Source organism: Synechococcus sp. W55.1 (genome assembly GCF_047461655.1).
Classification (GTDB): domain Bacteria; phylum Cyanobacteriota; class Cyanobacteriia; order Thermostichales; family Thermostichaceae; genus Thermostichus.
Window position 1 is genome coordinate 66,354 of the sequence record NZ_JANSHN010000004.1, and the last position, 13,847, is coordinate 80,200.

At 60.2% G+C, this 13,847-nt stretch carries 11 protein-coding genes; 5 read left to right on the forward strand and 6 right to left on the reverse strand.

What is annotated here, in order from left to right:
- Nucleotides 1–4: 4 nt before the first annotated feature.
- Nucleotides 5–379 (reverse strand): DUF1257 domain-containing protein, encoded by a 375-nt coding sequence (locus tag NW816_RS03265; protein WP_414357757.1) that lies wholly within the window; start codon nt 377–379, stop codon nt 5–7.
- A gap of 1,309 nt (nt 380–1,688) precedes the next feature.
- Here NW816_RS03265 and NW816_RS03270 point away from each other — a divergent pair.
- Entirely contained in the window at nt 1,689–2,645 is a 957-nt protein-coding gene (locus tag NW816_RS03270) for a sigma-70 family RNA polymerase sigma factor (protein ID WP_414375392.1), read from the forward strand.
- A 22-nt stretch (nt 2,646–2,667) separates the two neighbouring features.
- Here NW816_RS03270 and gcvT read toward each other — a convergent pair whose 3' ends face one another.
- Both gcvT and NW816_RS03280 read right to left on the reverse strand, forming a co-directional pair.
- A complete protein-coding gene (gcvT, locus tag NW816_RS03275; RefSeq protein ID WP_414408262.1) occupies nt 2,668–3,816 on the reverse strand; it encodes a glycine cleavage system aminomethyltransferase GcvT in 1,149 nt (382 codons plus the stop codon).
- Between the two features lie 259 nt (nt 3,817–4,075).
- Nucleotides 4,076–4,513 carry a hypothetical protein gene (locus NW816_RS03280; RefSeq protein ID WP_414356521.1) on the reverse strand — a complete coding sequence of 146 codons (438 nt, stop codon included), beginning with the start codon at nt 4,511–4,513 and terminating at the stop codon, nt 4,076–4,078.
- A gap of 210 nt (nt 4,514–4,723) precedes the next feature.
- Here NW816_RS03280 and NW816_RS03285 point away from each other — a divergent pair, with 210 nt between their 5' ends.
- Nucleotides 4,724–5,251, forward strand: coding sequence for an adenine phosphoribosyltransferase (locus tag NW816_RS03285; RefSeq protein WP_011434353.1), 528 nt, complete (start codon nt 4,724–4,726; stop codon nt 5,249–5,251).
- Nucleotides 5,252–5,256: 5 nt separating this feature from the next.
- On the opposite strand, the gene NW816_RS03290 is transcribed toward NW816_RS03285, so the two are convergent.
- The 3 genes from NW816_RS03290 to glyA all read right to left on the reverse strand — a co-directional run bounded on the left by NW816_RS03290 (nt 5,257) and on the right by glyA (nt 8,414).
- Nucleotides 5,257–5,823 carry a hypothetical protein gene (locus tag NW816_RS03290; RefSeq protein ID WP_148202776.1) on the reverse strand — a complete coding sequence of 189 codons (567 nt, stop codon included), beginning with the start codon at nt 5,821–5,823 and terminating at the stop codon, nt 5,257–5,259.
- 98 nt (nt 5,824–5,921) lie between these two features.
- On the reverse strand, nt 5,922–7,040 hold the full coding sequence (locus NW816_RS03295) for a glycosyltransferase family 4 protein (RefSeq protein ID WP_414356525.1): 1,119 nt from the start codon (nt 7,038–7,040) through the stop codon (nt 5,922–5,924).
- Nucleotides 7,041–7,088: 48 nt separating this feature from the next.
- Nucleotides 7,089–8,414: a serine hydroxymethyltransferase gene (glyA, locus tag NW816_RS03300; protein WP_414408263.1), complete on the reverse strand. Its 1,326-nt coding sequence runs from the start codon at nt 8,412–8,414 to the stop codon at nt 7,089–7,091.
- Nucleotides 8,415–8,675: 261 nt separating this feature from the next.
- On the opposite strand from glyA, the gene psaM reads away from it, so the two are divergent.
- The 3 genes from psaM to purL all read left to right on the forward strand — a co-directional run bounded on the left by psaM (nt 8,676) and on the right by purL (nt 13,846).
- Complete coding sequence (gene psaM, locus NW816_RS03305) at nt 8,676–8,768, forward strand: photosystem I reaction center subunit XII (protein WP_011434349.1); 93 nt, start codon at nt 8,676–8,678, stop codon at nt 8,766–8,768.
- A 206-nt stretch (nt 8,769–8,974) separates the two neighbouring features.
- The gene (gene recG / locus NW816_RS03310; protein ID WP_414408264.1) at nt 8,975–11,488 is read left to right on the forward strand and encodes an ATP-dependent DNA helicase RecG; all 2,514 of its coding nucleotides are present in this window, start codon (nt 8,975–8,977) and stop codon (nt 11,486–11,488) included.
- A 21-nt stretch (nt 11,489–11,509) separates the two neighbouring features.
- Nucleotides 11,510–13,846, forward strand: a complete 2,337-nt coding sequence (purL, locus tag NW816_RS03315) for a phosphoribosylformylglycinamidine synthase subunit PurL (RefSeq protein WP_414408228.1) — start codon at nt 11,510–11,512, stop codon at nt 13,844–13,846.
- Nucleotide 13,847 lies beyond the last annotated feature (1 nt).

Here is a 13,847-nt window from a genome sequence, read left to right on the forward strand (position 1 = left end):
CTAGCTATACCCAACGCCCCACCACCACGCGGATGGTGCCATCCTCCAGCACTTCTTCGGCCTCGATGGCATAGCCCTGCTCACGGGCTGAGCGCAGCAAACTTTTGTGGGCATAGCGCTGCAAGATCGGCTCCAGAAAGGTCTTGGGATCGATGCCCGCCCCCCACAGATCGGCCACCAGCTCGTAGTGATCCCCGTTGCGGCGAAACCCGATGTCGAAGCCATTTTTCTGACGGATCACCAAGTCGGCACGGGTGCGGTTCCAGAGATAGCCCCGCAGGCTGGTATCCCGCTGCACGGCGTAGCCCAATTCCTTCAGGGTCTCTTCCAGGAGATCGGCGTCTTTGATTTGCACTTGCAGGGTGGTGAAGTGAGACATGGCAGATCCAATCCTTTGACGGATGGAGATTGGGATCCTCACTATAAAGCCCCCTTGCAGTTATGGAAGAAATTTGACATAACCCCCTGCCTAAAGGCGGGAGATTCTGGTTCCTGGTTCTGCGGCAGCACTTACCGCCTTGGGTTGCCCCTCCAAAGCAGCGGTGCTCATCTCCCCAGGCGTTCCCCCAAGCGCTCCGCGCCGCTGATGCGAATGCGGGGCGGTTCCCTCTCGCGCCAGCGGGACAGAGTCCTTATGCCCCTAGGCACCGTTGCAAACAACAACCACAAAACCTATCGAGGCTGTATCCGGTCGTGAGACTGTTGGGCTTTTAAAGCGGCTGACTACCCTGCTGTCGCAGGCAGCGTAGCACAAAGCCGCCCTAGTCGCGTCAGCGGGGCCGTAGGCCTTAGGGCGGGGCTTTAAACCCAGTTTTTTGGTCAACCATCCCGCAGCGGGTCGCGCGAGCGGAACGGAGTTCCCATTTTTTCCCTTAAGAGTGCAGCACACCTGGGCCTGGATGGCGGCTGGACTGCTCAGAGCAGGGTTGACCTGACCTGCCTTGTTATGTGGGTGCGCGCTGCGGCGTTGGCGATGGCGGTGCAGAGCACCGATGCCGGGGATCCGCGCCTAGCGTGTTCGGTGATACAGAAATCTTAGATCTGCATCTAGTGTCCAAAGTCGAGTATTGGCGATAACTTCCACTAGGTTTAGAGGCAGAAGCAAAAACCCGTCCCACAGGGATCCGTCCTCATCTGTTTCCGGCTGAGGTTGTCGGCGATGACGTGCCAAATTCACCTCAAGGCATTCCAAAAACCTGCTGATGAACCTTTCTATTCCCTGCCGAGCAAGCCCTTCCGATAGTTCTGCAAACAGAAATATCCATTTCTAGTTCTAACAAAATGAGTGAAAAAATTTGCTTTCTTAGCTTATGAGCAATCTGATTTGGCATCAAAAACTTGTTGATTGTTTAGAACAATCTTTCGTAACTTTCCTAAGCCTTAAATCCAGGCTTATGAAATGGTTAATTTCTCGGCCACCCTTTTAGTAGAGTTTTTAATCAACAAAATGGGCAGCTAGACGCTCCTAATAGAGTCTAGTGAGCCAGACTCAATAAATTTAGTGAGTCAAGCACTCGATTCTGGCTCAAGTTTTTAGAGTTAAAGCCTTTACGAAAGGGCTTTTGTGCTGGTATGAATAAGGTGCTGTTTGCAGAAAGGTCAGCTTCACACACAGGAAGACGGCTTGATGCAACAACAGGAGAAGTGGCGATTCTGACAGGACATGAATTTATGGTGTGGGGTTTGATATGTCGGAAAGTCTTGACTTGCAAGATGCGGTGGGGCGTTTCTTGAAGACGATTGGGCGCTACTCGTTGCTCACCGCTGAAGAAGAACTCCGTTTGGCTCACCAGGTGCAGCGGATGGTGGCGCTCCTAGAACAGCGGCAGCCCCACGAGTCGGTGGAAGATTGGAGCCGGCGGTTGGGGATCCCTTTAGCAGAGCTGCAGCAGATCCTGCGGCAGGGGGAAGCAGCCAAGAAACGAATGGTGGAGTGTAACCTCCGCTTGGTGGTGTCGATTGCCAAGCGCTATCGCAATCGAGGCTTGCCGTTTCTGGATCTGATTCAGGAAGGCACCATCGGCCTCACCCGCGCCGTGGAAAAGTTCGATCCCACCCGTGGCTACAAGTTCTCCACCTATGCCACTTGGTGGATCCGGCAAAGCGTGAACCGGGGCATCCAAAACAAGGGGCGGATGATCCGTCTGCCGGCCCACATGTACGAAAAGGTCTCCCAGGTGAAGCGGCGCTACCGCGAGTTATCTGCCGAAAGGGGATCCCGCCCCCAGGCAGAAGAAGTTTTTGATTCTCTGGATATCGGCGATAACTACCGTGAGCTGATCACCCGCCACATGGCAGAGATGCGGTCTTTGAATGTGGGGGTAGGGGATGAAGATGGCACCGAACTGCAGCACTTTATCCCAGATGAAGACAACGACCCTGTCGAACACCTAACCCAGGTTGCCCATCGAGAGGAAGTCCGCGCTCTGGTGGGCCAACTGAGCGAACGAGAGCGACAGGTCATTGTGGCTCGCTATGGGCTGGATGGATCCAGAGGTCTAACGCTGCGGGAAATTGGGGAGCACATCGGTCTTTCGCGGGAGCGAGTACGACAGATTGAACGGCGGGCCTTGCGGAAGTTGCGGCGGCTGCAGCAGGAATACTCCACTCCCAAGACCGGCAAACGGCTCAACCCCCTGGGTTAACCGGAGCCTGCGCCTGTTCCCGTCAGCGGTGCGGAGCACGATAGAAAGGTTTTTTCACTACTTCCGCAGGCCGGCGTTGCCCCCGAATCTCAATTTCCAGGCGGGATCCCACCTTGGCCCAAGCCGGGGGGACATAGCCTAAGCCAATGCCATAGCCCAAACTGGGAGAATGGGTGCCGCTGGTTACCCGTCCGATCGGCTCAGGGGAGTTGGGAGCGTAGATGGCATAGCCGCTGCGGGGGATGGCCCGTCCGCGATAGGGGTGCGGAACACTTTCCAACATGCGGAACCCCACCAGTTGGCGAGGGATCCCTTGCTCCCGTTGGCTTTCGATGGCGGGCTTGCCGATATAGTCTTCTGGGTTGTTCACCAACCAGCCCAAGCCGGCTTCCAAGGGAGTGGTGCTCTCGTCCATGTCCTGCCCGTAGAGATGGAGCGCGGCCTCCAGACGTAGGGTATCGCGGCAGCCCAGCCCACAGGGTTGCACGCCGGCCTGAATCAGTTGCTCCCAAAGGCGGATGCCATCTTCGGGGCTGAGCATAACTTCAAAGCCATCTTCTCCGGTGTAGCCGGTGCGGGCCACAAAGATAGTCTCTCCCGAGGTTCCCGCTGCTGTGGCAAACCGACCGTGCTGAAACCGGCGCAAAGCCTTCAGGGATCCCTCTAAAAAGGGCTGGAGAACCTCCTCGGCTGCCGGCCCCTGCACCGCCAACAGAACCTGAGCATCGGAGTGATCCTGCAGGTTAACTCCGGGGATCCCTTGGAAGTGGTGGTTGAGCCAATCCCAATCTTTCTGCCGGGTGGCTGCATTGACGATCACGCTCCAGTGCTCCAGCTCACCCTCCGGTGGATGCCGGTAGAAGATGACATCATCCAAAATGCCCCCCAGTGGATTGAGCAGGACGGTGTACCGACCAGATCCCACAGGAACGGCGCTCAGATCGCTGGGAACCAGACGGCTGAGGTGGGATCCCAGCTCCGGCCCCCAGAGGGTGAACTTGCCCATGTGGGAAATGTCGAATATCCCCACCCTCTCCCGCACTGCCCGATGTTCTGCTATCACTCCCCGATACTGCAGCGGCATTTCCCAGCCGGCAAAAGGGACAAATCGCGCCCCCAAAGCTTGATGAAGGGGGAACAAGGGGGTGCGCTGCAGCGGGGTTGAACTCATCAGGGATCCCTTTGGCGTCCAGCGTAACGACCAGAATAAACTCACCGTCGCGCATTTTGGGGATCCTGTCCATCGACGACGGTGGGAGCTGGTACCCTGGGTCTTCTCCACACCCTGAGCTGCGTTGGCAACCTGTAGGGATCCCTGCGGTTCTACCCAGATCCGTCGCAGTGCTTCGCGTGATGTCTTCACGGCATCGGGTCAAGACTCGGTGAAGGGGGAATCTCCTGCTACTTGCCTTGCGTTAGCGGGAGGAGCGTCAATCAATCACCACATTCTTCGGGCCGGCGTTGACCTCTGGGCGACCCTGGTTGAAGTTGGCCAGGAAGGTATCTGGATCTTTGAGGCTGAAGACCAGCTTTTTGCAGGGCAGTTGCAGCCCTACCGGCCCCAGCAAGGGAATAAAGAGAGGCTTCTCCTGCACCAGTGGAATGGCGATCACCCCTTGGGCACTGGTTACCGGGCCAACGATCCCCTGAAAATCGGTGCGCACGCCCAGTCCGTAGTACCAAGGCCAGGGGAAGCGCTCCCCTTGTCCCAACTCGCTCAGGGAGAACGTCTCGTTGAACAGGCTGCCCGCCCGCACAATGAGCTTGTCTTGCAGCAGATCGACATAGGCCGACTCGCTACTCACCCCAAACAGAGCCAGCGGCAAACTTGCCAGGGGATTGGAGTCGATGGCCATGTAGTAGCGCATGAGAGATCTCCGATTTTACAGATGGGCGACTAGGTGAGCCGCGGCCCCCAGCCTTGCCAATTATAGAAAATCTTCCCCGTTGCCAGACTGACCAAAAGGGATCCCATCTGCCCATTAGCTAACCGAGTATGATGGGTTGCTTGGAGCGTCCTTTGAGGACTCCGTCCCGCTAACGCGAACAGCAAGCCACTGGCCAGCGAGGAAAACAGGATGGATCTGCGAGCCCTCATTCGCTTGGTGCCCGATTTTCCCAGACCCGGCATCCTCTTTCGGGATATGACCCCCCTGCTGCAGGATCCGGCAGGCTTCCGGGCGGCTATTGAACAGTTGGCCGCCGGCACCACCGGCATGGGATCCCTAGATTATGTGGTCGGCATCGAGTCGCGGGGGTTCATTTTGGGGGCTGCTTTGGCACAACACCTGGGCTTGGGATTTGTCCCGGTTCGCAAGCCGGGCAAGCTGCCGCCGCCGGTGCTCAGCCAGACCTACAGCCTGGAATACGGCCAAGACCAGCTCCAACTCCACGCCCACGCCCTGCGCCCCGGAGAGCGGGTGTTGATCGTGGATGATGTCATTGCCACCGGGGGCACAGCCGCCGCCACCGCCCAATTGGTGGCCCAGAGCGGTGCTGAAGTGGGGGGATTTGCCTTCTTAATCGAGCTGGCCTTTTTGTCCGGCTGCAAGGCTCTTCCCCCTGGGATCCCTGCCCATGTGGTGATGGTAGAGGAAGGCAACTGAGTTCCTCAAGTAAGGTGCACCGACTGTTGGACGAGGATCCCTGGTGTTTTGGGCAAAGGTTGGCTCAAGCGGCTGATCTGAGCCTGCGCCTGCAGTTGTTCGTCAATCCAGTCCGCCAGTTCCCGCATGTAAAGCGCCACATGGATCGCCTGGTCGCGCTGTGCTGGCTCCACACCTTTTTCCGCCAGGCGGGCCAGAATTACGGGATCGCTCAGCTCCTCCAGGGCGGCAAAGTCTTCCGGTTGGTCGAACCCCAGCTCTGCCATTTTCTCGAACACATACCCCAGCCGCAGGCCGGTGGCCTCGCACTGCCCCTCCAGTTGCCAGGGATCCCTCAAGGCCAGGGCAACAGTTCGGTAGGCGGTTTGGGCGATGGAGCGCCAGGTGCCTCGGTGGATGCGCAGGCTGAGTTGCTGCCGATCCCAGCCCAGGGCTTCTCGCACCAACAGGCCGCAATTGCAGCGGGTGCTGTCCCGCCAGCAGTACTCCCAGTCCCAGAAGCCCCAGTGTTGGGATTGGATACGATCCGCGGTGCGGCGCAGGAGAGCTGCCAACTCAGGTGTGGGGCGCATGAGGCAACACAGAGCTAAACAAAAAACAACAAAACAAAAAACAACAAATATAGAGCGCCTCCAGTCTAGGCAGGCGAGCGATGGAGAACAAGCCCGGCTCAATCTTCTTGACATTCCTGGTCGTGATGGCGCGAAGCAACATATCCCTGTTCGGGCCTGTCCTCCGAGGGCAAAGCTCGTCGCCGTTGGCGATGCCGTTGCCAAGCCCCCCAGGCCACCCCCCCCAGCACCAGCGAGGCTCCCCCCAGGTAGGTGCCTCCTGCCGGCAAGCCCGCCAAAGCCAAAGCCAGGGATCCCCCCCAAAGGGTCATGGCATAGATCAGCAGCACCGAATGCCGCTGGGATAGGCCAGCTTTGAGCAGACGGTGGTGCAGGTGGCCTTTGTCGGGATGGAAAGGCGACTTCCCCCTGGCCAGCCGTTTGAGGATCACGGTGGACATATCCAGGATCGGCACCGCCAGGATAAAGAAAGGCAGGGCTACTGCCAGCGTGGTCACCCCCTTGGCCACCCCGATCACCCCAATCCCAGCCAGGGTAAAGCCCAAAAAATAGGCCCCTCCATCCCCCATGAAGATCTGCGCCGGGTTGAAGTTGTAGCGCAAAAACCCCAGGCAAGCCCCCGCCAAGGCCGCCGCCAGCATGGCCGCCGCCGGTCGATCCAGCAGCAGGGTTACGATCAGCATCACCACCGCCGCGATTCCCGACACCCCTGCCGCCAGCCCATCCAGCCCATCCATAAAGTTGATGGCGTTGGCCATCCCCACCAGCCAGAGCAAGGTAATCAGCAGGCTCAACCACACCGGAAAGGGCCAGATCCCTCTCCCGGGCAGGTTGACGAACTCAATGCGCACCCCCACCCCCCAGGCGGCAGCAGCCACGCCGAATTGCATCAACAAGCGGGAAAAGGGCGACAGGTGAAACAGGTCGTCCGCCAAGCCGATTGAGAAAAACAAAACCCCGCCAATTGTCACCCCCCAAATCTCGTACTCCTGCTCGGTGCGCAAGCCCCCAAAAGCTCCGGCTCCCCAGAGCAACAGCAGGGCCACCAAGTTCCCAAAAAAGATGGAAACCCCCCCCAGGCGTACCATCGGCTGCCGGTGGATCTTGCGCTCATCGGGAAAATCCAACTGGCCACTGCGGATCCCGACTGCCTTCACCATTGGGGTTGCCCACAGAACCACACAGGCAGCAGCAAGGAACGCGACCAAGTAGGGCATGGCAAGCCGCAGAGATGTATCGAGGACTCTGTCCCGCTACGCAGACGGTTAGCCCAGATGGGGGTAGAGGGGGAAACGGCGACAGAGCCGGGCCACCCGCTGGCGACACTCTTCCAACACAGCAGGCTCCTCAGGCTGAAACAGACAATCGGCGATGATCTCCCCAATTTCTTCAAATTCTACCGGCCCCAGGCCGCGGGTGGTCAAGGCCGGGGATCCCAGGCGCAGTCCGCTGGCCACGAAAGGCGGCTGTGGGTCGAAGGGAATGGTGTTTTTGTTGGCGGTGATATGGATCTCGTCCATTAGCCGATCCGCCCGTTTGCCTGTCATCACCGGATCCGCCGCCCCCACTTTTTCCAGCACCGCCGAAACCGAGCGCAGATCCAGCAGCATCAGGTGGTTGTCTGTGCCCCCGGAAACTAGCCGGATGCCCCGCCGCTGCAGGGATCCCGCCAGGGCTTGGGCATTGGCGATAACTTGGGCCGAGTACTGGGCAAAGCTGGGCTGCAGGGCTTCTCCAAAGGCCACCGCCTTGCCAGCAATAACATGCTCCAGCGGCCCCCCCTGGCTGCCGGGGAACACTGCCTTATCCAGCTTTTTGCCCAATTCTGGGTCGCGGGTGAGAATGAGTCCCCCGCGCGGCCCTCGCAGCGTCTTGTGGGTAGTGGTGGTCACCACATCGCAGAGGGGCACGGGGTTGGGGTGATGTCCAGTGGCCACCAAGCCGGCAATGTGGGCAATGTCGGCCAGAAGATAGGCCCCCACCTCGTCGGCAATGGCGCGGAAAGCGGCAAAGTCAATTGTCCGCGGATAAGCAGAGTAGCCGCAGATGATCAGCTTGGGCCGGTGCTGCAGGGCCAGATCCCGCACTTGGTCAAAATCAATCCGCTCCGTCTGCGGATGCACCCCGTAGTGCACCACGCGGAACCACTTGCCGGAGACGTTTACCGGGGAGCCGTGGGTAAGGTGGCCGCCGTGGGCAAGATCCATGCCCATAATTGTGTCTCCTGGCTGCAGCAGGGCCAGGAAAACAGCGAAATTGGCCTGCGCCCCCGAGTGGGGCTGCACATTGGCGTGGGCTGCCCCGAAGAGTTGCTTAGCCCGGTCAATGGCCAGTTGTTCAATCTCGTCAATAAACTCGCAGCCGCCGTAGTAGCGCTTGCCCGGCAGCCCTTCTGCATACTTGTTGGTGAGCACCGAGCCCTGGGCTACCAAGACGGCAGGAGAGGTGAAGTTCTCGCTGGCAATCATCTCCAGGTGATCCCGCTGCCGGTTGAGCTCTTCCTGGATCAGGCGGTAAACAACGGGATCCGTTTCCGCCAGGATGGCCAAGCTATCCCGTGAGGTGGTCAGACTTTGTGGAGCAGCTACCATGATGACGCCAAGACCGAACTTCGCAGGAGGAATGGGCAAGAACTGCTTCGCCGTCGCGACGGCGTTGCGGAGCAACATCGTAGCATGACCCGCGAACCAGCAGCGCAGGCCCCGGCTTTTATACTTGGGGTCAACCGAGATGGACAGGGGCTGCTTTGTAAAGAATGTTGAGCTTTTCTTCTCGGTGTCAAGGCTACCCCTCAAGCTACGGTAGAGTGAGGGGGCTGACTTTTGTGCAATTCCACTGTTAGGGAGTTGGTTATGACGGACGCACAAGTTTTCACCATCCTGGCGATTGCCTTGGTGCCGGCAGTGATGGCTCTGCTTTTGGGATCCGCCCTGGCCCGCAGCTAAAGCTCCTGCATCTCCCAAAAAGTGCCTCTGGATCCCTTCGGCCTGCCCCGTCACGACAGTGTTGCGGAGTAATAAGGCAGGCTTTTTTCTTTATCAAGGAATGGAAAGTGTGGCTTGCGCTGCTGCACTCCTTCGGTTGTCCTGCCGTTGTTGGCTAAAGTTGGATTGATAAGGAGCACTCCCGGCAGCCAAGCAACTTGAGCCAGGTGGATCTACAGCGGCTTCAGCGCGCCCTTTCCCTAGAAGCAGAGGTGGGGTTTACCGACCTGCGGGGGCGAGAGCAGACCTTCTCCCAATTTTTGGGGAGCGTGTTCGGACAGGATCCCCCCTCTGACTGGGTGCTGAATGGAGATGACCGGCGGCGATGGAAAGAACTGGGATCCCGCTATACCCTGTATTCCGAGCTGGAGCTGCCCGAACGCCAGCACCTGGTGGCCGAAACCCGCCGCTGGCTGGAGCGAGTCCGACGTCAGCAAGAGCTGTCCCGACCGAGTTCCCACCAACCTGGCTCGTTTGCAGCCTCGTTGCCACAGCGCTCTGGTTTCCCTGCCGTAGGCGTAGCAACAACCCCCCCAGAGGCAGGGCGGAGCACGATTTCCCCATCTCTCCCCGCCGGCCTCAGCCTGGAGCAGCCGCTGCAGTTTCTCAAAGGCATTGGTCCCAAGTCAGCGGAGAAACTGGCACAACTGGGCCTACACAGCGTGCGGGATGCCCTCTACTACTTCCCCCGCGACTACCTGGACTATTCCCGGCGGGTGCTCATCCGCCAAGCCAAGGTGGGGGAGACCGTTACCCTTGTAGGGACGGTGAAAAGTTGCAGTTGCTTTACCAGCCCTAAGAATCCCTCGCTGACCATCTTCAACCTAAAGATTGCCGACAAAAGTGGTGTAATTACCCTCAGCCGCTTCTACAGCGGGCGGCAGTTTGCCCAGCGCAGTTGGCAAGCTTCCCTGGAGCGGCAATACCCCAAGGGGGCCCTGGTGGCTGCCAGCGGCCTGGTCAAAAAGGGCCGGTTGGGCCTAACGCTGGATAACCCGCAACTGGAGGTGCTGGGGGGAGAGGGCGAGGAGCTGGACAGGCTGGGCAAGATCTTGCCAGTTTACCCTCTCTCAGAAGGGATCCCCGCCGATCTGGTGCGCAAGGCGGTGCAACTGGCTTTGCCGGCGGCGGCCTTGGTGGAGGATCCCTTGCCGGCGGATCTCAAGCGGCAGTTGCAGCTTTTGGACTTGCCTGTTGCCCTGCAGCAGATCCACTTTCCTGAGACCCGAGAGCTGCTGGCCCAGGCCCGGCGGCGGCTGGTGTTCGATGAGTTTTTCTACCTACAACTAAGCCTATTGCAGCGGCGACACCGCTATCGTGCCCAAGCTCAGGCCATACCTCGTTACCAGCCGGCTAGAGGGGAGCTGTTGGATCGCTTCTACCAAATCCTGCCCTTTCAGCTTACCGCTGCCCAGCAGCGGGCCATCGACGAGATCCTAGCGGATCTGCGGGATCCCTTGCCCATGAACCGCCTCTTGCAGGGAGATGTGGGATCCGGCAAAACCGTGGTGGCGGTGGCAGCTGTGCTGGCAGCCATTCAATCCGGTTGGCAGGCGGCCCTCATGGCTCCCACCGAGGTTTTGGCCGAGCAACACTACCGCAAGTTGGTGGAATGGCTCAGCCAGCTGCAGGTGCCCGTTGAACTGTTGACTGGATCCACGCCCCCTGCTAAGCGCCGGGAGATCCTGCGGCAGTTGCAGACCGGGGAATTGCCCTTGGTGGTGGGCACCCATGCTCTCATCCAGCCGGCAGTGCAGTTTCGCAACCTGGGCTTGGTGGTCATCGACGAGCAGCACCGCTTTGGCGTGGAGCAGCGGGCTGCCCTACAACAAAAAGGTGACCACCCCGATGTCCTGACCATGACGGCTACACCCATCCCCCGCACCCTCACCCTGGCCCTGCATGGGGATCTGGATGTTACCCAAATTGACGAGCTGCCGCCGGGGCGCAAGCCCGTGCACACCCTGGTGGCCCGGCCAGGGGATCGCCTGCAGGTGATGCGGCTTATCGAGCGGGAAATTGCCCAAGGGCGGCAGGCCTACGTGGTGCTGCCGTTGATTGAAGAGTCGGAGAAGCTGGATCTCAAATCTGCCATCGAGGAACACCAGCGTCTGCAGGAAAAGGTCTTCCCCCAATTTCGGGTGGGCCTGCTGCACGGGCGCTTGACCAGTAGCGAGAAGGAAGCTGTCATTGCGGCCTTTCGCCGGCGGGAGCTGGATATTCTGGTCTCTACCACGGTGGTGGAGGTGGGGGTAGATGTGCCCAATGCCTCGGTGATGCTGGTGGAGCATGCGGAGCGCTTTGGGCTCTCCCAACTGCACCAACTGCGGGGGCGGGTAGGGCGGGGATCTGACCAGGCCTACTGCATCCTGATGACAGGATCCAAAAGCGAGGAGGCCCTGCGGCGGCTCAAGGTGCTGGAGCAGTCCCACGACGGGTTTTTCATTGCCGAGATGGATCTGCGCTTCCGCGGCCCAGGGGAGGTGATGGGCACCCGCCAGTCGGGGCTACCCGATTTTGCCCTGGCCAGTCTCATGGAGGATCAAGAGGTGCTGCAGCTGGCCCGCCAGGCGGCAGAGCAGCTTATTGTCCAAGACCCTGACCTGAAGCGCTGGCCCCCCTTAAGCCGCATACTGGAAGAGCGTCAGGCCCGTCTCTTGGGCCCTGGGTTGTTGACCTAAGCTAGGGGCAATTGGAGCACTATGCCCTATACTCTCGAAGACTTAAAAGCCCACGGCCTTTCCCCGGCGGAATATCAACAGATCCAGCAGCAGCTGGGCCGGGATCCCAACCCCAACGAGCTGGCCATGTTTGGGGTGATGTGGTCAGAGCACTGCTGCTACAAAAACTCCCGCCCTCTGCTGAAAAACTTTCCCACCACGGGCGAGCGGGTAGTGGTGGGGCCGGGGGAAAATGCCGGCGTAGTGGATCTGGGGGAGGGGGATTGGCTGGCGTTTAAGATCGAGTCCCACAACCATCCTTCGGCAGTGGAGCCCTTCCAGGGGGCAGCTACCGGCGTGGGAGGGATCCTGCGGGATATCTTTACCCTGGGCGCCCGTCCCATTGCCCTGCTTAACTCGCTGCGCTTTGGGCCGCTAACAGATCCCCGCAACCGCCGCCTCATGGCCAGGGTGGTGGAGGGCATTGCCCACTACGGCAACTGTGTTGGGGTGCCCACCGTAGGCGGCGAGGTGGCCGTGGATCCCTGCTACACGGGCAATCCTCTGGTCAACGTCATGGCCCTGGGGCTGCTGGAGACGCCGGCAGTGGTGAAATCGGCAGCGCGGGGGGTGGAGAACCCGGTCTTGTACGTGGGCGCCACCACCGGGCGGGATGGGATCCGCGGCGCCAGCTTTGCCAGCGCCGAGCTCAAGGAGGATGCGCAGCAGGATCGGCCGGCAGTGCAGGTGGGGGATCCCTTCCTGGGCAAGTGCCTCATCGAGGCCTGTCTGGAGGCCTTTGCCACAGGAGCTGTGGTGGCTGCCCAGGATATGGGGGCAGCCGGGATCACCTGCTCCACCGCGGAGATGGCCGCCAAGGGAGGGGTGGGGATCCGCTTTGACCTCGACCGAGTGCCGGCGCGGGAAAGCGGCATGGCTGCCTGGGAATACCTGCTCTCGGAATCCCAGGAGCGGATGCTGCTGGTGGTGCAAAAAGGCCGCGAGGCGGAGGTGATGGAGATCTTCCACCGCTGGGGTTTGCAAGCTAGTGTGGCCGGGGAAGTCATTGCCGAGCCGCTGGTGGAGATCTGGCACCAGGGATCCTGCGTGGTGCAGGTGCCGGCGCGGGCTTTGGCCGAAGACACCCCCGTCTATGTCCGTCCGGTGTTGCCAGAGCCGCCAGCCTACGTGCAGGCAGCGTGGCAATGGGATCCCGCCACTCTACCCCCTTGTGATTGCCAGGGGATCCACCTCGCTCAGGCAACGCTGGCATGGAAAGAGGTGCTGCTGCAGCTTTTGGCCAGCCCCACTCTGGCCAGCAAAGCCTGGATCTATCGCCAATACGACCACCAGGTGCAAAACAACACCGTCCTTTGGCCGGGCCAGGGAGATGCGGCGGTTATCCGCATCCGTTCCCAAAAGTTTGGCGTGGGCGAGGTGCCGCCCCTGCGAGCTTCCCGCAAGGCCATCGCTGCCACCCTGGATGGCAATGGCCGCTGGGTGTATTTGGATCCCTACGAGGGGGCCAAGGCAGCCGTGGCGGAAGCTGCCCGCAACCTCACCTGTGTGGGGGCCGATCCCCTAGCTGTTACCGATAACCTTAACTTTGGCAATCCCGAAAACCCGGTGGTGTACTGGCAGCTGGCCCTGGCCTGTCGGGGGATTGGAGATGCCTGCCGTGCCCTCGGTACGCCGGTAACGGGGGGAAACGTTTCTCTCTACAACGAGACCCTCACCCCCCAGGGATCGCAGGCTATCTACCCTACCCCTGTCATTGGCATGGTGGGTCTTATTCCCGACTTGAAATGCATCTGTGGCCAGGGGTGGCAGCAAGAAGGGGATCTCATTTACCTCCTGGGATCCCAGGCCCTCACCAGCTTGGGGGGCAGCGAGTATTTGGCGGTCATCCACCAGCAAGTTACGGGCCGGCCCGCGCCAGTGGATCTGGAATTGGAAAAGCGGGTGCAAGCTGCCTGTTGCCATGGAATCCGCCAGGGCTGGGTGCGCTCTGCCCACGACTGCAGCGAGGGGGGATTGGCTGTGGCTTTGGCAGAAGCCTGCTTGAGCGGAGGCCGCGGCGCAACCCTCTCCCTGGCTCCTGGATCCTTGCGCTGGGATCAGGCCCTGTTTGGCGAGGGATCCAGCCGCATCCTGGTTTCTGTGGATCCGGCCCAGCGCTCTGCTTGGGAAGCCTACTTAGAAGCGCAGCTTGCCGGCCAGTGGCAGCTTTTGGGAGAGGTGGGATCCCCTGAGGATCCCTTGGTGTTGACCACTGCGGAAGGGGATCCCGTGTTGTCGGTGTCTTTGGCGGCAATGCAGGCCGCCTATCACGGCGCCTTTGCAGACCATCCAGACCCCAGTTATTTCCAATCCAAATGAA

Coding starts and splice junctions, on each gene's coding strand:
- NW816_RS03265 (WP_414357757.1), bottom strand. CDS start 379: ATGTCTCACTTCACCACCCTGCAAGTGCAAATCAAAGACGCCGATCTC.
- NW816_RS03270 (WP_414375392.1), top strand. CDS start 1,689: ATGTCGGAAAGTCTTGACTTGCAAGATGCGGTGGGGCGTTTCTTGAAG.
- gcvT (WP_414408262.1), bottom strand. CDS start 3,816: ATGAGTTCAACCCCGCTGCAGCGCACCCCCTTGTTCCCCCTTCATCAA.
- NW816_RS03280 (WP_414356521.1), bottom strand. CDS start 4,513: ATGCGCTACTACATGGCCATCGACTCCAATCCCCTGGCAAGTTTGCCG.
- NW816_RS03285 (WP_011434353.1), top strand. CDS start 4,724: ATGGATCTGCGAGCCCTCATTCGCTTGGTGCCCGATTTTCCCAGACCC.
- NW816_RS03290 (WP_148202776.1), bottom strand. CDS start 5,823: ATGCGCCCCACACCTGAGTTGGCAGCTCTCCTGCGCCGCACCGCGGAT.
- NW816_RS03295 (WP_414356525.1), bottom strand. CDS start 7,040: ATGCCCTACTTGGTCGCGTTCCTTGCTGCTGCCTGTGTGGTTCTGTGG.
- glyA (WP_414408263.1), bottom strand. CDS start 8,414: ATGGTAGCTGCTCCACAAAGTCTGACCACCTCACGGGATAGCTTGGCC.
- psaM (WP_011434349.1), top strand. CDS start 8,676: ATGACGGACGCACAAGTTTTCACCATCCTGGCGATTGCCTTGGTGCCG.
- purL (WP_414408228.1), top strand. CDS start 11,510: ATGCCCTATACTCTCGAAGACTTAAAAGCCCACGGCCTTTCCCCGGCG.